Below are 19,456 nucleotides of genomic sequence, written 5' to 3'. Positions count from 1 at the left end.
GTTGCCGATCAACAATCGAGCGTGTTGTCGACTTCCCACTGGGTGAAGTGAGTGGCGTAGGAATTCCACTCCTGCATCTTCAGCTTGATGAAGCCGTTGGACAGGTCTTCGCCCAGCGCTGCCTTCAGTTCCTTGTCCTTGTCGAACATGCGGATGGCGTCGAGCAGGTTCAGCGGCAGCTTCGGACCGGACTTAATCGTGTGACCGTCCTGGTACATGTTGATGTCGCTGCGCTTGCCCGGATCGGCCTTGCTGCGCAGACCGCTGAGACCTGCTGCAACGATGACAGCCTGCATCAGGTACGGATTGGCTGCGCCGTCGGGCAGGCGGAGTTCGAAGCGGCCGGGACCCGGAACACGAACCATGTGGGTACGGTTGTTGCCGGTCCAGGTCACCGTGTTCGGTGCCCAGGTTGCACCTGAGGTCGTACGCGGAGCATTGATGCGCTTGTACGAATTGACCGTCGGGTTGGTGATGGCGGCCATGCCGGAAGCGTGCTTCATGATGCCGCCGAGGAAGTGCATGCCGCGCTCGGACAGGCCGTCCTTGGCGTTCTTGTCGGCAAACACGTTCTTCTTGCCTGTCAGGTCCCATGCGGAGATGTGCGCATGGCAGCCATTGCCGGTGAGGCCCGGGAACGGCTTCGGCATGAAGGTCGCCCTCAAGCCGTGCTTTTCGGCAATCGTCTTCATCATGAACTTGAAGAACGAATACTTGTCGGCAGTTGCCAGCACGTCATCGTAAGCCCAGTTCATTTCGAACTGGCCGTTGGCGTCCTCGTGGTCGTTCTGATACGGCTCCCAGCCGAGTTCCAGCATCGCATCCGCAACTTCGGCAATGATGTCGTAGCGGCGCATGACGGCCTGCTGGTCGTAGCAAGGCTTGTTCGAACGGTCGAGTTCGTCAGCGATCAGCTTGCCGTCCGGCGTCGTCAGGAAGAATTCCGGCTCGACGCCGGTCTTGACGCGGATGCCTTCCTTGGCTGCTTCGGCAACAAGACGCTTCAGCGTGTTGCGCGGAGCCTGATCGACGCTCTTGCCTTCCATGACGCAGTCGGAGGCGAGCCAGGCCACTTCCGGCTTCCAGGGAAGCTGGATGACCGAGGACGGATCCGGCACGGCCAGCATGTCCGGGTGAGCCGGAGTCAAATCCATCCAGGTGGCGAAGCCGGCGAAGCCGGCCCCGTCCTTTTGCATGTCACCGATGGCGCGCGCCGGAACGAGCTTTGCCCGCTGCATGCCGAAGATATCGGTGAAGGTTACCATGAAGTACTTGATATTACGGGCCTTGGCATAGTCGGTAAGGTCGCTCACAGCCGATCCCTCCAGTTTCGCCTCGAATGTTCCCATTGCAGTTCCCCTGTTGTGTAGCTTCGGAGGTATGGCTTAGAGACCGCCCTGCCCGGGGATCCAACCGGTGCCGGCAAGCGGGACGCGCGCCATGGCGGCGGCCTCGATCGTCAGCGCACACAAGTCTTCCGGCTCAAGGTTATGCACGTGGTTCTTGCCGCAGGCGCGCGCGATGGTCTGCGCTTCCAGCGTCATGACTTTCAGGTAGTTCGCCAAACGCCGACCGGCGGCGATCGGGTCGACGCGTTTCATCAGTTCCGCGTCCTGAGTGGTAATACCAGCCGGGTCCTTGCCTTCGTGCCAGTCGTCGTAGCAGCCGGCAGTGGTTCCGAGCTTCTGGTACTCGGCTTCCCAACGCGGATCGTTGTCGCCGAGCGCGATGAGCGCAGCGGTACCAACCGATACGACGTCCGCACCGAGCGCAAGCGCCTTGGCGACATCGGCGCCGTTGCGGATACCGCCGGAGACGATGAGCTGGACCTTGCGGTGCATGCCGAGATCCTGCAGCGCCTTAACGGCAGGACGAATGCAGGCGAGCGTCGGCTGGCCGACATGCTCGATGAACACTTCCTGCGTGGCGGCGGTGCCGCCCTGCATGCCGTCGAGAACGACGACGTCCGCGCCTGCCTTAACTGCAAGTGCCGTGTCGTAGTAAGGACGTGCGCCGCCAATCTTGACGTAGATCGGCTTTTCCCAGTCGGTGATTTCGCGCAGTTCGAGGATCTTGATCTCGAGATCGTCCGGGCCCGTCCAGTCGGGGTGACGGCAAGCCGAACGCTGGTCGATGCCCTTGGGCAGCGTGCGCATTTCGGCAACGCGATCGGAAATCTTCTGGCCGAGCAGCATGCCGCCGCCGCCTGGCTTCGCGCCCTGTCCAACGACCACTTCAATGGCGTCGGCGCGACGCAGGTCGCGTGGGTTCATGCCGTAGCGGGAAGGCAGGTACTGGTAGACCAGGGTCTGCGAATGGCCGCGCTCTTCCTCGGTCATGCCGCCGTCGCCGGTGGTGGTCGAGGTGCCGGCAATGGTCGCGCCGCGGCCGAGGGCTTCCTTGGCCGGGCCGGACAGCGAGCCGAAGCTCATGCCGGCGACGGTGATCGGGATCTTCAACTCGATCGGCTTCTTGGCGAAGCGGGTGCCGAGCGTGACCTTGGTTTCGCACTTTTCGCGGTAACCCTCGAGCGGGTAACGCGAAATCGAAGCGCCGAGGAACAGGAGGTCGTCGAAATGCGGAACCTTGCGCTTGGCGCCGGAACCACGGATGTCGTAGATGCCGGTTGCCGCTGCACGGCGGATTTCCGACATGCTGTATTGATCGAAAGTCGCCGATCCACGCGGTGTAGTAGGAGGATTATGATAGGACATGTTCTACCTCAGTACGCGTCGGCGTTGTCGATATTGAAGTTGTAGAGGGTGCGCGCGGAACCGTAGCGCTTGAACTCCTCCGGCTTGACATCGGTGATGCCCGCTTTCGCCAAAAGATCCTTCAGGATCTCGATGTGCTCGGGGCGCATTTCCTTCTCGATGCAGTCGGCGCCAAGGCTCTTGACCTTGCCGCGTACGAACAGGCGGGCCTCATAGATGGAGTCGCCGAAGGCGTCGCCGGCATCGCCGAGAACAACGAGGTTGCCCGACTGAGCCATGAAGGCCGACATGTGGCCGATGTTGCCGCGCACCACGATGTTGATGCCCTTCATCGAAATGCCGCAACGCGAGGAAGCATTGCCTTCGATGACGAGCAGGCCGCCACGGCCGGTCGCGCCGGCGTACTGGCTGGCATCGCCCTTAACGACGATGGTGCCGGACATCATGTTTTCGCCGACGCCCGGACCTGCCGAACCATGCACGGTGATCGTGCTCTTCTGGTTCATGCCGCCGCAATAGTAGCCGACGCTGCCCTTCACATCGATCGAGATCGGATGCTCTGCGCCGGCAGCCACCGCATGGCTGCCCTTGGGGTTGATAACTTCCCAGCTGGTGGCGTTGGTGCCGTCCTGGATCGAATGAAGCGCCTGGTTGAACTCACGCAAGGTGATCTTGCTGAGGTCGAACACCTTCGGTTCGTAATTCACTTTGCTCGCTGGAGCTGTGGCCAGATTGGTCGCGTGCATGCTCTCAGTGCTCCCAGAAATAAACGGTTGAGGGTTCCGGCTCCCAGACCCGGGCATTCTCGATGCCGGGCAGGTTGGCCAGCGCGCGGTATTCCGAGCCGAAAGCAACGTACTGGTCGGTTTCGGCCATGACGGCGGGCTTGCAGGCAATCGGGTCGCGAACGACGCCGAAGCCATTCTTGGTGCCGACGACGAAGGTGAAGAAGCCGTCGAGATCGTTGAGGCTCGATTCCAGAGCCTCGCCGAGGTTCTGCCCGTGGGCAATCTTGGAGGAGAGATAGGCAGCCGCGACTTCGGTGTCGTTCTCGGTCTCGAAGCGCATGCCGTCGCGGATCATCTCGCGGCGCAGGTTGTTGTGGTTCGACAGCGAGCCGTTGTGCACCAGGCACTGGTCCGGACCGGTCGAGAAGGGGTGCGCACCCAAGGTGGTGACAGCCGACTCGGTCGCCATGCGGGTGTGGCCGATGCCATGGCTGCCGCTCATCTTGGTGACGTCGAAGCGCTTCACGACTTCGGCGGGAAGGCCGACTTCCTTGTAGATTTCAATGGCTTCGCCTGCACCCATGACGCGGGCGTTCGGGCGCAGCTCGGTGATTGCCGCGCGGGCCTCTTCAAGCTTTTCCACCGGCACGTCGAAGACCGCGTGGGTCGACTTGACGATCGACGATACCTTGGTGCCGATCTTCTTGCTGAGTTCGGCATCGAGGCCCTTGAAATCAGCTTCCGGGTTCGGCGACTGGATGGTGATCTTGCCGTGGCCCTTGGCGCCATTGCCGTAGATGGCAATGCCGGCGCTGTCCGGGCCGCGATCGGTCATAGTTACCAGCATTTCGGACAGCAGGGCGCCCAACTGGGGCTCCAATTTCTTGTCCTTCAAAAAGAGTCCCACAATTCCACACATCGCCGTTACCTCAGCCAGTTTGATGTCTGAAAAAGAAGCTAACAGGTTCCAATGACGAATTCAACTGTCATGAATTTTTTATTCCCGTAAGAAAAATCGCGGCGTGCTCCCGGAGAAATTGCTGCGTCGCCTTTGCACACCCAAACGGGCACGAAATGGCGAGGCCTTGCTAAGCCTTTGCAGAATCAACAGTGAATCGGAATTCGGCTCACAAAAGCGAAGGCCCCGGGCAATTAGCCCGAGGCCTCGACGATGAAAGTTCTGATGCTGCCTGCGCTTACGCTACCTTATCTGGTAGGGGCTTTCCGGCGAAGAAAGCCGTGAGATTTTCAAACGCCTTCATGCCCATGGCAACGCGCGTTTCCTCGGTCGCGCTGCCTAGATGCGGCAAAAGCACGACATTCTCCATCTTGACCAGCGCGGCCGGCACTTCAGGCTCATTGGCGAAAACGTCGAGGCCGGCGCCAGCGATGCCGCCGCTTGCCAATGCCTCCACCAGCGCGTCCTGGTCGACCACGTCGCCGCGGGCGGTATTGATGAGGAACGCGCCCTTCTTCATTCCCGCAAGCCGGGCCGCATTGATGAGATGCCGGTTCTCGGCCCCGCCCGGGCAATGCAGGGACACGAAGTCGGATTGCGCGAGCACCTCCTCGATCGAGCCGAGCTGCCTTGCGCCCATGGCGCGCGTCTCTTCGTCATCGACCTTGGAGCGGTTGTAGAAAACGATATCCATGTCGAAGCCGAAATGCGCGCGCTTGGCTGCTGCCTTGCCGATGCGGCCCATGCCGATGATGCCGAGCGTCTTGCCCGTCACCTTGGTGCCGATCATGTGGGTCGGGCACCAGCCGTGCCATTCGCCGGCGCGCAACTGGCGCTCGCCCTCGCCTGCCCGGCGTGCAACCGCCAGCAACAGGCTGAGCGCGATATCGGCCGTGCAGTCGGTCAAGACCCCGGGGGTATTGGTGACGGCGATGTTGTGGTCGCGGGCAGCATCGATGTCGATATGGCTGAAGCCGACGCCGTAGTTGGCGATGAGCCTGGTGCGGATATCCGCTTCCGGAAAAACCGCCCTCGGCAGCTTGTCGCTGACGGTCGGCAGGATCGCGTCAAAATTCAAAAACGCAGCCTTGAGCTGCGTTGCTGTGAGCGGCACGTCGCCCCGGTTGAAGGTCGCATCGAAATTCTCGGCCAGCAACTGCTCGACCGCTGCCGGCCAGCGACGGGTAACGATTACACGAGGCTTCATATCCACTCTCTGCTTTTATGGGATCGGGGCCGGCTTGCGCCGGCCCCTTTGCACCTTGGTCGGGTCAGGCGGCCTTCTGGTGCTGTTCGAGGACGCTTGCAACTGTCGGTCCGAATGCGGCTGGCGTCGGCACGATGGTAACGCCGGCGTCGCGCAGGATTTCCACCTTCTCCTGTGCCGACTCGCCGAAGGCCGAGATGATGGCGCCCGCATGGCCCATGCGCTTGCCTTTCGGCGCAGACAGGCCGGCGATGTACGCGATCAGCGGCTTGCGCATGTTGTGCCTGGCCCATTCGGCCGCCTCTGCCTCCTGCGGTCCGCCGATCTCGCCGATCATGACGACAGCGTCGGTGTCCGGATCCTGTTCGAACAGCTTTAGGATATCGAGGAATGACGAACCGTTAATGGGGTCGCCACCGATGCCGACACTGGTCGAAACGCCAATGCCGAGATCCTTCATCTGCGAGGCAGCTTCATAACCCAGAGTTCCGGACCGGCCAACAATGCCGACACGGCCCGGCAGATAGATATGGCCGGGCATGATGCCCATCATGGCCTGTCCGGGCGTGATCATGCCGGCGCAGTTGGGGCCGATCAGCCGCATGCGGTCTTCGTAGCGGAAGCGGCGCATGTAGCGCTTCACCCGCATCATGTCCTGCGAAGGGATGCCGTCGGTGATGCAGACGCAGAACTTGATGCCGGCGTCGGCCGCTTCCATGATCGAATCCGCTGCAAAGGGCGGCGGAACGAACACGATGCTTGCCTCGGCCCCGGTCTCGCGCACCGCACCCTTGACGGTGTTGAACACCGGGATGCCGTTGTGATCCATGCCGCCCTTGCCCGGCGTGATGCCACCCACGACATTGGTGCCGTAGCGTTTCATGTCGGCTGCGTGGAAGCTGCCAATCTTGCCGGTCAGGCCCTGAACGACGACGCGCGTCCTGTGATTGAGAAGAATGCTCATTTCGTCCTCCCTTCAGTGCTTTTTCGACTTGGAAAAGCTCTTCATTGCTTCGACCGCCTTTTCGGCAGCCTCCGCGAGCGTTTCGGCCACGATGACCTTTTCGCCGGACTCGGCAAGGATCTTGCGACCTTCCTCAACATTGGTGCCCGCCAGTCGAACCACCAGAGGCACGTTCACGCCAACCTCGCGCATGGCCTTGACCACGCCTTCTGCCACCCAGTCGCAACGATTGATGCCGGCAAAGATGTTGACCAGGATGGTCTCGATGTTCTTGTCGGCGAGAACGGCGCGGAACGCCTTGGCCACGCGCTCGGGCGAAGCACCGCCGCCGATGTCGAGGAAGTTCGCCGGCTCGCCGCCAGCGATCTTGATCATGTCCATGGTCGCCATGGCGAGGCCTGCGCCGTTGATGATGCAGCCGATGTTGCCGTCAAGGCCGACATAGGAAAGGCCACGGTCGCTGGCGAAGGTTTCGCGCGGGTCTTCCTGCGACTTGTCGCGCAGCTCCGAAATCTCGGGGCGGCGGAACAGCGCGTTTTCGTCGAACGACATCTTGGCGTCGAGCGCGATCAGGTTGCCGTCGCGCGTCACCACCAGCGGATTGATCTCCAGCATGGAGGCGTCATAGTCGCGGAACACGCGATAGCAGCCGAGCAGCGTGTCCACGGCCTTGCCGATCAGGCTGTTTTCAAGGCCAAGGCCAAAGGCGATCTCGCGGGCCTGGAACTGCTGCATGCCGGCGCCCGGATCGACGGTGGCGCGGATGATGGAGTCGGGCTGCTTTTCGGCGATCTCCTCGATCTCCATGCCGCCGGAAGCCGAAGCTACGATCATCACGCGCTCGGATTTGCGGTCGAGCACCATGCCAAGATAGATTTCCTGGCGGATATCGACCGTTTCCTCGATGTAGAGGCGCGAGACGAGCTTGCCCTTGGGGCCGGTCTGCTTGGTCGCGAGCTTGCGACCAAGCATGGCCTCGGCCGCTTCCGAAACCTCGGTGTCCGAGGCGCAGACGCGGATGCCGCCGGCCTTGCCGCGCGCACCGGAATGGATCTGCGCCTTCACCACCCACTTGCCACCGCCGATCTCGCTGGCGCGATAGGCAGCCTGTTCGGGGCTGTAGGCTAGGCCGCCACGCGGGATATGCACCGAGTAGCGCGAAAGAAGTTCCTTGGCCTGGTATTCATGAATATCCATGTCAGTTCCTCCTGAAGCATCTTGCAGCGAGGCGCATTCGCCTCGCGTCGCCAAATGCGGCAAATCAAATAGTTAGACCGTGATCGCCCAGAAAGCGGGGCCCGCTTTCCGGGATCAAGGCCTAGTTTGCGGGCACCTTGCGGGCGCGCGCCGACTGTTCGATAGCGTCATGCGTGACCAGCACGTTGCGGGCCATGCGCTCGGACGCGGCGTCGATCATCTTGCCGTCGAGAGCTGCAGCGCCCTTGCCCTGCTCCTCCGCTTCCTTCAGCACTTCGATGATGCGGCGTGCGCGGGTGACTTCCTTTTCCGGCGGCGAGAACACCGAATTGGCAAGATCGACCTGCGAGGGGTGGATCGCCCACTTGCCTTCGATGCCCAAAGCCGCGGCGCGCTTGGCCCCTGCGATGTAGCCTTCCGGATCGGAGAAATCGCCGAACGGTCCGTCGATGGCGCGCAGGCCGTAGGCACGGCAGGCAACCGTCATGCGCGAGATAGCGAAATGCCACTGGTCGCCCGGATAATCGGGGTTGAGGCCGCCGATGTTGACGGTGCGCGCCTTGCAGCTCGCTGAATAGTCGGCAACGCCGAAGTGCAGCGCCTCGAGGCGTCCGCCGAAGGCAGCGATTGCCTCGACATTGGCCATGCCAAGCGCCGTCTCGATCAGCGCTTCCAAGCCGACCCTGGTCTTGAAGCCCTTGGCCGTCTCGATCTGGCTGACCATCGCCTCGACCATATAGAGGTCGGAAGGCACGCCGACCTTCGGCACCAGGATGGTGTCGAGGCGGTCGCCGGCCTGCTCCATCACGTCGACGACATCGCGGTACATGTAGTGCGTGTCGAGGCCGTTGATGCGGACCGAGATGGTCTTGCCGCGGGCGCGCCAGTCGATCTCATTCAGCGCCTGGATGATGTTGGCGCGGGCGCGTTCCTTGTCCGGCGGCGCAACCGCATCCTCGATGTCGAGGAAGATGTAGTCGGCAGCGCCGTCGGCGGCCTTGCGGATCATTTCCGGATTGGAGCCCGGCACCGCAAGCTCGCTGCGCTGGAGGCGCAGCTTGCGAAGATGGTGGATGGTGTAGCTCATCTTTTCCTACCCCTGCGATCAGGCTGCTTTGGCGACAGTTTTTTGGGCCGCCAGGCGATAATGCTCGAGAGCGGCACCGACACCGGAGCCGGGCGTTACCTTGACGCCGCAATCGCGCAGCGACATCTCGACCACGGACAGCGCGCCGCAAACCATCGGCTCGTTGATCCAACCAAGGTGGCCGATGCGGAACACCTTGCCGGCAACCTTGCTCAGACCGACGCCGAGCGAGACATTGTAGGCCTCATAGGCGCGCTTGACGATCTCGTTGCTGTCGATGCCATCGGGCGCAAGTACGGCGCTGACGGTGTCCGAATTCCACTTCGGCTCCTTGGCGCAGAGGCGCAGGCCCCAGGCCGAAACCGCCTTGCGAACGCCTTCGGCCAACCGGTTGTGGCGTTCGAAGATGTTGTCCAGGCCTTCTTCCTCGATGAGGTCGAGAGCGGCACGCAGGCCGCGCAGCAGTTGCACCGCCGGCGTGTAGGGGAAGTAGCCGGTGTCGTTCGCGCGGATCATGTCCTCGAAGGAGAAGTAGCAGCGGTTCGAACGGTTGTTCTTGGTCGTGTCCTTGGCGACGTCCAGCGCCTTCTGGCTGACCGAGAGGAAGCCGAGGCCCGGCGGCAGCATGAAGCCCTTTTGCGAACCGGAAACGGCGAGGTCCACGCCCCAATCGGTCTGGCGGAAATCGATCGAGCCGACCGAGGACACGCCGTCGACGAACAGCAGCGCCGGGTGCCTGGCCGCATCGAGGCCTGCACGCACGGCAGCGATGTCGCTGGTCACGCCGGTCGCGGTTTCATTGTGGGTACAGAACACGGCCTTGATGCGGTGCTCCTTGTCGGCTGCAAGACGCTCGGCATAGATCTCGGCCGGAACGCCCGTGCCCCATTCGACATCGACCACATCGACATCGAGGCCCATGCGCTGAGCCATGTCGACCCACAGATGCGAGAACTGGCCAAAGCGGGACATGAGAACGCGGTCGCCGGGGGCCAAGGTGTTGGTGATCGCCGATTCCCAGGCACCGGTGCCCGACGACGGGAAGATGAAGACGCGGCCGCTGTCATTGCGGAACACCTTGGCGATGTCCCGGAAAAGTCCGCGCGTGAAGGACGGATAGTCGGGGGCGCGCATGTCCTCCATCGGCATGTTCATTGCCTGCCGGACAACCTCCGGGACATTCGTCGGTCCTGGAACGAAAAGCTGATTGTAACCGGCCATGTAAATTTCCTCCGAGGATTGTCGGGTGCGCGGACCCTTTGTGTAGCTCTGGGGAAATGATCGTTTTCGGCCCCTCTTCTCACAACACCTGTCCAGATAGATTCATGACGCTACGGGCATTGGTTGCGGCCTACTCAATCAGATGCCCCGGCGCACATTCGGATAGGTTTTGCCCTACCCGTTGGCGATTCCGCCGACGTGCTTGCCTAACGAAAAAGCGCCGGGACTGGCCCGGCGCTCTTTCCTTTGAAGCAATTGTATTCTTGGCCGCCGCGCTACTTCCGTGCGACGGCCTCTCCGTTCGGAACGTTCGCGCCACCCCGGCCACGCAGCGCGTCGCGCGCCTTGATGACAAGGCTTTCCAGACCGTTGGGCAGGAACAGGATGGCGAGGATCAGGATCAGGCCGTAGAGCAGCGGGCGAACCTGATCGACGCCGATCGAACGCAGGATGACCTCATCGACGATGGTCAGCGCCACCACACCGAGGATCGGCCCATACCAGCGGCTGGTGCCGCCGACGATGGTCCAGATCAGCACGTAGACCATGGTGTTGACGTCGAACTGGTTCGGATTGACCGTGCTGAGGTAGTGCGCATAGAGCGCGCCGGCCAGACCGGCGAAGAACGAGGCGATGACGAAGGCCAGCATGCGGTAGCGGAAGGCATCGACGCCGACCGATTCCGACAGCTTGTCCTGCCAGTGGATGGCGTGGAACGTCAGGCCGATGCGCGACTTCTCGACCCGATAGAGCACCCACAGCGAAACCAGAACGACGACCAGCACGAGATAGTAGTAGTTGGCCGGGTCGTAGAAATCGATGTGGATGAAGCCGAGGTCGATCTCCGGGAAGCCCGGAATGCGCTGGATGCCCTTCGGGCCGCCGAACGGATCGGTGAAGCGCTTCCAGATCAGGCGCAGGATTTCGCCGGCGGCAAACGAGCCGATCAGGAAGTAGAAGCCCTTCATGCGAAACAGCGGGAAGCTCAACAACGTCGCGATCAGGCCGGCGGTGATGGCGCCTGCAATCATGGCCAGCGGCACCGGGAAGCCGAAGCTCTTGGCAAACAGCGCGCTGCCGTAGGCGCCTGCGCCCATCATGACCACGTGCGCCAGCGACCACTCGCCAGTCAGCGTCTGCAGGCGGTAGCTGACGACGACCAGCACGTTGATGGTCAGCAGCACCAGGAGTTCCTGCTGCGAAAAACTGACCAGGTGAGGCACCGCGATCAGCACGACAGCAAGGATGAGGATGCCGATCAGGCCGGCTCCGCCGATTGAGGTTTTCTCAGGCACGTTCGCGCACTCCAAACAGGCCCTGGGGCTTGACGACAAGGACAGCCAGCATCAGCAGCAGGCCGACAATGTTGGCGATCACGCCATCGTAGAAGGTGGTCACGAAGGTATGGACGAAGGCATAGAGCACGGCTGCAACCACCGCGCCTTCCAGGCTGCCGATGCCGCCGACGATGATGATGATGAAGGCGGTGACGATGACGCTGTGGCCCATATAGGGCGACGGCGCCACAAGCGGAGCCGTCATCGCACCGGCCACGCCGGCAAGCGCCGCGCCGATGAACATCGCATAGCGCGCCGTCTGGTTGATGGAGATGCCCTGCAAGGCGGCTGCTTCACGATCCTGCGCGCAGGCCCTCAGCGCCCAGCCGAACTTGCTCTTGCGCAGGAAGAAATAAAGCGCGGTCAAAAGCCCGACGGTCGCGATGATCACGTAGAGCCGTTCATAGGTCAGGAATGCGCCGCCGACGGTGATGCGTCCTTGCGAGACCGGCGGGACGTTCTGGTTGCGCAGGCCGAAGCCGAGCACCGCGAGCGTCTGCAGGATCAAGAGGAAGCCGATCGAGGCAATCAGGCCGCCCAGCGGATTTGTTCGCAGCGGTCGAAACAGCGTCAGCTCCATCAGGATGCCGAGGCACCCGACAAAGACAAGCCCCAGCGCGACAGCCACGAAGAAGGGCAGTCCCGACCAGACGTAGAAGAAGACGATCGCATAGGCGCCAGCCATGTAAAGCTCGCCATGCGCGAAGTTGATGACACCCATGACGCCGAAGATAAGCACCAGTCCGACGGCGATCAGCGCCATGTAACTGGCAGCATAGGATGCATTGAAAACGGTCTGCAGGAGGAAATCCGGCATCGGTCACCCCGTTTAGTGGCGTCAAGTTTCAGGTGATGGAGCTGCCGGGCCAGCCTTGGCCCGGCAGCGCGCAAATCAGGTGCGCTGGTTCCACATCTGGCCGAGATCGGTCATGTGCTTGACCAGCAGCTGGCCGTTCTTGTCCCACCAGTCGGGGATCGAACGGAACTCGGCGATCGTCGCCTTGCCGTCGCGGATGACCACAACCGGCCAGTCGCCGACGAGCGCATTGTCGATGCCGAACAGTTCCTTGCCCCACCAGCGGGCGTCGCCGAAGGCGTGCTTGCCCTTGCCGCCTTCCTTCATCGCGACCAGCACGTCCGCAGGCTCGACGCTGCCGGCGCGCTGGGCGGCATCCGCCCACAGATCGAGGATCGATGAGTATTCCCACGACACAGCCGACCATTCGGTCGCGCCATAGCGCTTGACGTATTCGGCGAAGAACTCGTTCGGCTTCTTGAAGTTGATGCGCGGATCGTTGAGCGCCTTGTCGTCGAAATCCGGGAACTGGAAGATGACGCCTTCCATGAATTCCTTCGAGGTGCGCTCCACGATGCGCTGGTAGAAGTCCAGCGTGCAGGAGATGATCTTGCCCTTGTAGCCCTGCTGGAAAGCCTGTTCGCACAGCGGCTGCACGTAATCGGCATAGCAGGTGTCGAGGCACAGGATGTCCGGGTTGTTGGCCAGGAGCTGCGTCATCACCGGCGCGAAGTCGGTGGTGGCCGGATCGAAGAACAGCGGCGGGCTGGCCATGGTGATGCCGGCTGCCTCGAACGCCGCGAGATAGGTGGCGACGGACGGCTTGCCCAGCGCATCGTCCTGCGCGCAGACAACGGCCGTCTTGAGCTCCGGATGGTTGGCGGCCAGCCAGTCCACGCCGGTCACGTTATAGATCGGGTGTACTTCGCAGGGCGCGATCAAGGTCGTGGTGTCGGGCGTCAGATCGCTCGGCAACAGCGTCGAGACCATCATGCCCTGGCGCGCGGCAATTTCTTCCACGCCCGGCCAAGAATTGCCGCCCAGCATCATGATGAACTTGACGTCGTTTTCGCGGATGAGCTGGGTCGCGCCGGTACGCGCCTTGCCGGCGTCGTCCTCGTCGTCATAGGACGCAAGCTCGACCTTGTAGGGTTTGCCGCCGATCTCGATGCCGCCGGCCTCATTGACCCAATCAGCCCAGATCTTGCAGCCGTCGAGGCCAGGCTTGCCCCAAGCCGCGACAGGGCCGGTCAAGGGAGCCAGGAAGCCGACCTTGACGACGTTTTCCTGCGCAAAGCTCGCCTTCGGCATACCGACCAAGGGCAGCAGCGCGGCACTTGCCGCACCGGTCAAAAGGGATCGTCTGGTAAGCGAGATACTTGATGCTGACTTCATTGCAGTTCCTCCGCTTTGCGAATGGCCAACGGTGCCCCGCCCGACCAGTTCCCATGTCGATCCTGTCTGTTTCGAAGCGCGCCGGATCGACTGTAGCGCACCCGTTTCCCTCATTTTTCTACGATCGTCTGACGCGACCCGTTTCTTGTGGCGTCGCATCGCCATTGTTCGTTCCGGGCCTCTTTTCGCGGGCGGCGAGCATGATGACCGCCGCCATCAACTTCCTCGGATCGCTCAGCGTCACCGGGCGCTCCCGTTGCCAGCGCGCCAGGCGCACTCTTGCTTCTTCGCGGTCAATCAGTTCCAGCGTATCGCCGACGCAAACTTCCTCACGCACGTCGTCGAGCAATTCGCGCCCCTTGACACGCCAGCGCTCTTCATAGGCAGGGCGATGCAGCCGCTCCATGCGCAAATGAAACATCGACGAGCGAGCGGTTCGCGGCGCCGTCATCTTTTCGACCCAGCCGTCGCAGGCGGCCCAGGCCTGTTTCGCCGCGGCTCGCGTCTGGCCGGCACTTTGATCGCTGTCCAGGGCCGCCACCGCCGCCGCCTGGTTGCTCAAGCTTGCAGCCAGCCTCGGATCGTTGGCGGCAAATTCAGCGCGGGCCAGTCGAAGCGATGTGGCAAAGACGTTGCCGGCCTCGTCGATGCGGCCATAGGCCAGCGCGGTCAGCGCATCCTCATTCAGCCGTTCCCATTCGAGATCGGCTTCGCCCCAACCTGCGGATACGAGATCGTTGAAGGTCCAGTTCTCATGCACCAAGATACGCCCTCCTCACATGATCGTTGGTCTGAAGGTCGGAAGCCTTGCCTTCCACGGCGACCGTCCCGATTTCCAGGACGTAAGCATAAGAGGCCAATTTCAGGGCAAGGCCGGCATTCTGTTCCACCAGCACAACCGGCACGCCGCGCTCGGCGATGTCCGATACGATCCTGGCCATTTCCTGCACCATAACCGGCGACAGGCCCATGGACGGTTCGTCCAGCAAAAGAAGCTTGGGGCCGGACATCAGCGCACGGCCGATGGCGACCATCTGCTGCTCGCCGCCGGACAGCGTGCGCGCCCATTGGGTGCGACGTTCCTTCAGGCGCGGAAAGCGCTGGAAGATGTCTTCGATGTCGCTCTCGATCTTTGCCTTGTCGGTGCGCAGGAACGCGCCGATGCGCAGGTTCTCCTCCACCGTCAGGTCGGGGAATATGCGCCGCCCTTCCGGAACATGGGCGATGCCGCGTGCAACGATCTTTTCCGCCGGCAGATTGTCGATGCGCTGGCCGTTGAAATGGATTTCGCCCTTGGACGGCTTGGTCAGGCCCGAGATCGAGCGGAGCGTCGTGCTTTTGCCGGCGCCGTTGGCGCCGATGATGGTGACGATGCCGCCCGAGGGCACCTGCAGGCTGACGCCCTTCAGGGCAGCGACCTTGTTGTAGTGAACGTGCAGGTTGCGGACTTCAAGCAGCATCGTCTGTACGCCCCAGATAAGCTTCGATGACGCGCGGATCGTTGGCGATTTCCTGCGGCGAACCTTCCATCAGGAACTGGCCGAAGTTCATCACCGTGATGCGTTCGCAAAGGCCCATCACAGCCTGCATGTCGTGCTCGACCAGCATGATGGTGATGTCGCGCTCGTCGCGGATGCGCCGCACATGGTCCATCATGCGCCGCGTTTCTTCCGGGTTCATGCCGGTAAACGGCTCGTCGAGCAGGATCAGCGCCGGATCGGCAGCCAGCGCCACGGCCATGCCGAGCGCGCGCTGGTGGCCATGTGGCAGGCTGGAAGCCGGTTCGTCCGCAAGCTGGCCGAGATCGAACAGTTCAAGCGCTGCGCGCGCCTTCTTGTCGGCTTCGCGCTCGACCGGTGCATCGCCGCCGGTGATGCGCGAAATGAAGCCTGAGCTTGCGGAGCGGTGACAACCGACCCTGACATTGTCGATGACGCTGAACTCCTGGAACAGCGTCGTGCCCTGGAAGGTGCGGATCAGTCCGCGCTGGGCCAATTTGCTGGTCTTCAGGCCCGAGACGTCCTGACCTTCATAGAAGATCTTGCCGCTCGACGGCTTGTAGTACCCGCTGACCAGGCTGAACGTGGTCGTCTTGCCGGCCCCGTTAGGGCCGATAAGACCATGGATGCTGTTGCGCCTGACGGAGAAGGAAAGATCATTGACGGCTGTCAGCCCGCCAAACTTCCTCGTGACATTGCGCAGTTCGAGAATCGGTGCGTCGGACAGTGTTCGCCTCCCAATTGGCTACTGTCTGGAAAAGCAGGCCGGTGCGGGTATTCCCGTTCACCAGCCCACGGCTTTTATTCCGCTGCGGCGGTCGTCTCTGCTGCGCCGAGATAGGATTCCAGCGAATCGTCGAGCGCATCTTTCCACGGCGTGTGGTGCGGGGGCGCCATCGTTCCGGTGATGACCGACCGGTAGGAGTGGTTGCGGAACTCCATGATGCCCTTCTTCTTGTGCTTCTTCCACTCGAAGAACGCTTCGTTGGCGCCGTCCACGTCGAAGCTCGGATAGTCGGTCTCGGCGATCAGTTCCTTGACGTAGTCGCCCTGGTAGCGGATCGCGTCATAGCTGTCCTTGCCGGCATCCTCGCCCGCAACGCGGGCCTCGACGTCGGCGAGCAGCGCCTTCTTGTCCGCCGGAACCTTGATGCGGCCAAGGATGACATCGCGTGTCCACCATGCCTGGGCGTCGAACATGTTGAAGGTGAACCACTGATCCTGCATGCCGATGTAGAACAGGTTCGGATTGTGGACATACGCCACGCCCTTGTAGAGATCGGCGGTTGCAAGGCGGTTGGCCGTGCGCAGGCGCAGATCATCCGGCAGGAACGGGAAGTGGTGCTTGTAGCCGGTGCACAGGATGATGGCGTCGATGCGCTTGGTCGAACCGTCCTTGAAGGTGGCCGTGTTGATCTCGACCTTTTCGAGCAGCGGCTTTTCTTCCCAGTTTGCCGGCCAGTCGAAGCCCATCGCTGCGGTGCGGTAGCTGTTGGTGATCGACTTTGCGCCGTACTTCCAGCATTGCGAGCCGATATCCTCGGCCGAATAGCTGGTGCCGATGATCAGGATATCCTTGCCGATGAACTCGCGTGCATCGCGGAAGTCGTGGGCGTGGAGGATGCGGCCGTTGAAGCGGTCGAAGCCGGGGAACTCGGGAACGTTCGGGGTCGAGAAATGGCCCGAAGCGACGATGACGTGGTCGAATTCCTCGGAATAGCAATGGTCTTTCGGCAGATCCTGCACCGTGACGGTGAACTTCCTGGTCTTCTCGTCCCAGGTGACCATGCGCACGGCGGTCTCGAAGCGGATCCAGTCGCGGACGCCGGCCTTGTTCACGCGGCCTTCGATGTAGTCGAAGAGGACTGCCCGCGGCGGATAGGAAGCGATCTGCTTGCCGAAATGCTCCTCGAAGGAATAGTCGGCGAATTCAAGGCCCTCCTTCGGTCCGTTCGACCAAAGGTACCGGTACATTGAGCCGTGAACCGGCTCGCCATACTGGTCTAGACCGGTACGCCAGGTGTAGTTCCACAAGCCACCCCAGTTCGCCTGCTTCTCAAAGCAGACGATTTCCGGGATTTTCGTGCCTTTAGCGGCGGCTGACTGGAAAGCTCTCAGTTGAGCGAGGCCGGATGGTCCGGCGCCAATTACTGCGATCCTTTTATCCATGCGGTAGCCCTCTAGAAGATTTTTTGTTATTGGTTCTTTTGGTTCAACGAATGGTGCCTTTGATTGTACCAATCTGTCAACCGATTTCCTGCGGGGAAGAAAATTTTACCGCAAGAGGATGAAATGTTGTAGGTTTTGGTGGTACTTACCGACATGCAAAATTCCAGCTTCGCCCATCAACTTGCGGTCTCCAGCGCCCTGCCCCGGCTGTCTGTAGGCATGCCGAACGCGGTGAACATCGGATTTCTCGCCCCGCTCAGCGGCCAGGTGGAGTCATGGGGCCTGCCCGGATTGCATGGTTGCAGGATCTGGGAGGACTGGCTGAACAAGAACGGCGGGCTCCTCATCAACGGCCGACGCTATCCGATCAAGATCGTGGAATTCGATTGCGGCTACGACCCGGAAAAGGCCCGGCAGGGCGCGCGCCATCTGGTCGAGCAGCATGACGTCAAGCTGTTGATGATGCTGGGCGGCGACACCATCGCGCAGATACGCGACTACCTGACCCGTCGCAAACTGCTGACTTCGACCTTGCTGCCGAGCGACCTGTCGCCGGATACGCCCTACCTGATTGCGCCCAGCGAACTGCATCCGATCTACAACGTGACCGGCGTGGAGTGGCTTGCCCAGACAAAGCCGCAGCTTGGAAGCGTGGCAATCTGCAGCCAGGTCGATGAACTCGGCCTGCCCTCGCTTGCCACCTATCGCGCGGCATTCAAGGCCGCCAACATCCACATCACCAAGGAAATTCAATACGATCCCGGCACCACCACAGCCGCCGGGATCGTGCAGCCGATGCTGGATTCGGGCGCCGATATCCTGTGCTGGTGCACCAGCTACACGCCGATGGTCCATGCCATGACGGAGTATGCCCACGCCAAGGGTTTCAAGGGCCAGATCATATCCTGCACGCTGGATTACTACGACCAGCTTGTCGCCAGGACATCCGCCGAATTCATGGAAGGCTTCGTCTTTCAGTTCCCGGATTTCGACGATGAAAAGCTGACGGAAAAGACGTTTTTCTTCAATCGCCCCAAAGGCTTCTTCGACGAGTACAACAGTCGCTTCCCCGGCACATGGACCGCGGTGAGCTGGGAATATGTCGCCATTCTCGACATCTGGCATGCCGCGGTCGAAAAGTGCAACAGCGTCAACTCGCTATCCGTTTTGGCGGCGATGAAGCAGCTTGGCCACGTCACCCATGCCTTCGGTCCGGCTCACTGGTGGGGCGAAAGCATGTTCGGCATCGACAATGCGCTGGTCGGCGACTGGCCGGTGGTCACGCTGAAGAGCGGCAAGGCCAAGATTGCCGCTTTCGGCTCGATCCCGCGCTGGCTAAAACGCCACGGCGACCTGCTCAAGCATGAAATGTCGAATCTGGGCCAGCTTTGGGAGCAGCGCCTGCGCTCGAGCGGCAATGGCGCCGCCCTGAAGACGCGCACGCCGGAATCAGTCCTGCTGCAGAAGTAGTTTCTGCTCTTCGATCAGGTGCAGCTTGATGAACTCGACGGCGCGTTCGACATCGCGCGACGCAATCGCGTTGAACAGCGTGTTGTAGCGCTGTTGATATTCAAGGATGCGCTTCGGCGTCAGGTGCCGGCGCAGCAGCGCGGTGCGGAAGCTCAGCCTGCAAGCCTCGATCGTCAGTTCGTAGCACGACGCCAAAAGCGGGTTGCGCGTGCCTTCGGCGATCTTGCGGTAGATTTCCTCTTCACATTTCACGAAGGCGGCGACGTCGGTGTGCACGCCCTCGATCTTGGACATCAACTGTTCGAGTTCCCGCACTTCGCGCGGGGTCATGTTGATGACGGCGAGGCGCACCATCTCGGGCTCAAGGATGCCGCGCACAACGAGGTGGTCCAGCGGACTGGTTTCCAGCGCAACCGAATTGTCTTCGCGTCCGTATTCGTCTTCGGAGCGATAGGTCACGAAACTGCCGCTGCCTGGCCGCCGCTTGATGACGTTGCGGGCCTCCAGAACATCCAGCGCCTCGCGCACGGTGTTTCGCGCCACCCCGATTTCAGAGGCAAGGGCGCGCTCCGAGGGAAGGCGCGTATCCGGCGGGTATTCTTCCGATTTGATTTTCGCAAACAGCCGGTCCAGCACGATCTGCACCGTCGCCCCCACCGAGTGGGTGGTGATGATCTGAGACGTTATCTGGTCTATTTCAGCCTTCATTTGCCA

The 19,456-nt window shown here is 61.7% G+C and carries 18 protein-coding genes; 1 reads left to right on the top strand and 17 read right to left on the bottom strand.

Annotated features, from left to right (window positions below; all coding sequences use genetic code 11):
- Positions 1–8 precede the first annotated feature (8 nt).
- From glnT to ACODTY_RS11650, 16 genes are all read right to left on the bottom strand, one after another.
- Positions 9–1,349 carry a type III glutamate--ammonia ligase gene (gene glnT / locus ACODTY_RS11725; RefSeq protein WP_488994438.1) on the bottom strand — a complete coding sequence of 447 codons (1,341 nt, stop codon included), beginning with the start codon at positions 1,347–1,349 and terminating at the stop codon, positions 9–11.
- A gap of 36 nt (positions 1,350–1,385) precedes the next feature.
- Entirely contained in the window at positions 1,386–2,714 is a 1,329-nt protein-coding gene (locus ACODTY_RS11720) for an FMN-binding glutamate synthase family protein (protein WP_056240594.1), read from the bottom strand.
- 8 nt (positions 2,715–2,722) lie between these two features.
- Positions 2,723–3,460 (bottom strand): GltB/FmdC/FwdC-like GXGXG domain-containing protein, encoded by a 738-nt coding sequence (locus tag ACODTY_RS11715; protein ID WP_056240591.1) that lies wholly within the window; start codon positions 3,458–3,460, stop codon positions 2,723–2,725.
- A 4-nt stretch (positions 3,461–3,464) separates the two neighbouring features.
- Positions 3,465–4,361, bottom strand: a complete 897-nt coding sequence (locus ACODTY_RS11710) for a class II glutamine amidotransferase (RefSeq protein WP_488994437.1) — start codon at positions 4,359–4,361, stop codon at positions 3,465–3,467.
- Between the two features lie 277 nt (positions 4,362–4,638).
- Positions 4,639–5,607 (bottom strand): 2-hydroxyacid dehydrogenase, encoded by a 969-nt coding sequence (locus ACODTY_RS11705; RefSeq protein ID WP_488994436.1) that lies wholly within the window; start codon positions 5,605–5,607, stop codon positions 4,639–4,641.
- A gap of 64 nt (positions 5,608–5,671) precedes the next feature.
- On the bottom strand, positions 5,672–6,571 hold the full coding sequence (sucD, locus tag ACODTY_RS11700; protein ID WP_488994435.1) for a succinate--CoA ligase subunit alpha: 900 nt from the start codon (positions 6,569–6,571) through the stop codon (positions 5,672–5,674).
- Between the two features lie 12 nt (positions 6,572–6,583).
- A complete protein-coding gene (locus ACODTY_RS11695; protein ID WP_056240579.1) occupies positions 6,584–7,768 on the bottom strand; it encodes a malate--CoA ligase subunit beta in 1,185 nt (394 codons plus the stop codon).
- Positions 7,769–7,889: 121 nt separating this feature from the next.
- Positions 7,890–8,855, bottom strand: a complete 966-nt coding sequence (locus ACODTY_RS11690) for an HpcH/HpaI aldolase/citrate lyase family protein (protein WP_056240576.1) — start codon at positions 8,853–8,855, stop codon at positions 7,890–7,892.
- 18 nt (positions 8,856–8,873) lie between these two features.
- The gene (locus ACODTY_RS11685) at positions 8,874–10,076 is read right to left on the bottom strand and encodes an aminotransferase class V-fold PLP-dependent enzyme (RefSeq protein ID WP_488994434.1); all 1,203 of its coding nucleotides are present in this window, start codon (positions 10,074–10,076) and stop codon (positions 8,874–8,876) included.
- Positions 10,077–10,351: 275 nt separating this feature from the next.
- A complete protein-coding gene (locus ACODTY_RS11680; RefSeq protein ID WP_488994433.1) occupies positions 10,352–11,371 on the bottom strand; it encodes a branched-chain amino acid ABC transporter permease in 1,020 nt (339 codons plus the stop codon).
- Positions 11,364–12,230, bottom strand: a complete 867-nt coding sequence (locus ACODTY_RS11675; protein WP_488994432.1) for a branched-chain amino acid ABC transporter permease — start codon at positions 12,228–12,230, stop codon at positions 11,364–11,366. The genes ACODTY_RS11680 and ACODTY_RS11675 overlap by 8 nt, the downstream gene beginning before the upstream one ends.
- 75 nt (positions 12,231–12,305) lie before the next feature.
- A complete protein-coding gene (locus tag ACODTY_RS11670) occupies positions 12,306–13,604 on the bottom strand; it encodes an ABC transporter substrate-binding protein (protein WP_488994431.1) in 1,299 nt (432 codons plus the stop codon).
- A 118-nt stretch (positions 13,605–13,722) separates the two neighbouring features.
- Positions 13,723–14,367 (bottom strand): hypothetical protein, encoded by a 645-nt coding sequence (locus ACODTY_RS11665; protein ID WP_488994430.1) that lies wholly within the window; start codon positions 14,365–14,367, stop codon positions 13,723–13,725.
- Positions 14,357–15,061 carry an ABC transporter ATP-binding protein gene (locus ACODTY_RS11660; protein WP_488994497.1) on the bottom strand — a complete coding sequence of 235 codons (705 nt, stop codon included), beginning with the start codon at positions 15,059–15,061 and terminating at the stop codon, positions 14,357–14,359. The genes ACODTY_RS11665 and ACODTY_RS11660 overlap by 11 nt, the downstream gene beginning before the upstream one ends.
- Entirely contained in the window at positions 15,054–15,776 is a 723-nt protein-coding gene (locus ACODTY_RS11655; protein WP_488994496.1) for an ABC transporter ATP-binding protein, read from the bottom strand. Before ACODTY_RS11655 ends, ACODTY_RS11660 begins: the two co-directional genes overlap by 8 nt.
- A gap of 128 nt (positions 15,777–15,904) precedes the next feature.
- Complete coding sequence (locus tag ACODTY_RS11650) at positions 15,905–17,272, bottom strand: trimethylamine monooxygenase (RefSeq protein WP_488994429.1); 1,368 nt, start codon at positions 17,270–17,272, stop codon at positions 15,905–15,907.
- 153 nt (positions 17,273–17,425) lie between these two features.
- Here ACODTY_RS11650 and ACODTY_RS11645 point away from each other — a divergent pair, with 153 nt between their 5' ends.
- Positions 17,426–18,742, top strand: a complete 1,317-nt coding sequence (locus ACODTY_RS11645; protein WP_488994428.1) for an ABC transporter substrate-binding protein — start codon at positions 17,426–17,428, stop codon at positions 18,740–18,742.
- On the opposite strand, the gene ACODTY_RS11640 is transcribed toward ACODTY_RS11645, so the two are convergent.
- Positions 18,722–19,450: a FadR/GntR family transcriptional regulator gene (locus ACODTY_RS11640; RefSeq protein WP_056240547.1), complete on the bottom strand. Its 729-nt coding sequence runs from the start codon at positions 19,448–19,450 to the stop codon at positions 18,722–18,724. The two genes, ACODTY_RS11645 and ACODTY_RS11640, sit on opposite strands and share 21 nt — an antisense overlap.
- Between the last annotated feature and the right edge of the window lie 6 nt (positions 19,451–19,456).

The organism is Mesorhizobium sp. FG116 (genome assembly GCF_057809835.1).
Note: the sequence above shows the minus strand (reverse complement) of the source record. Positions and strands in the feature narration are given on the sequence as shown.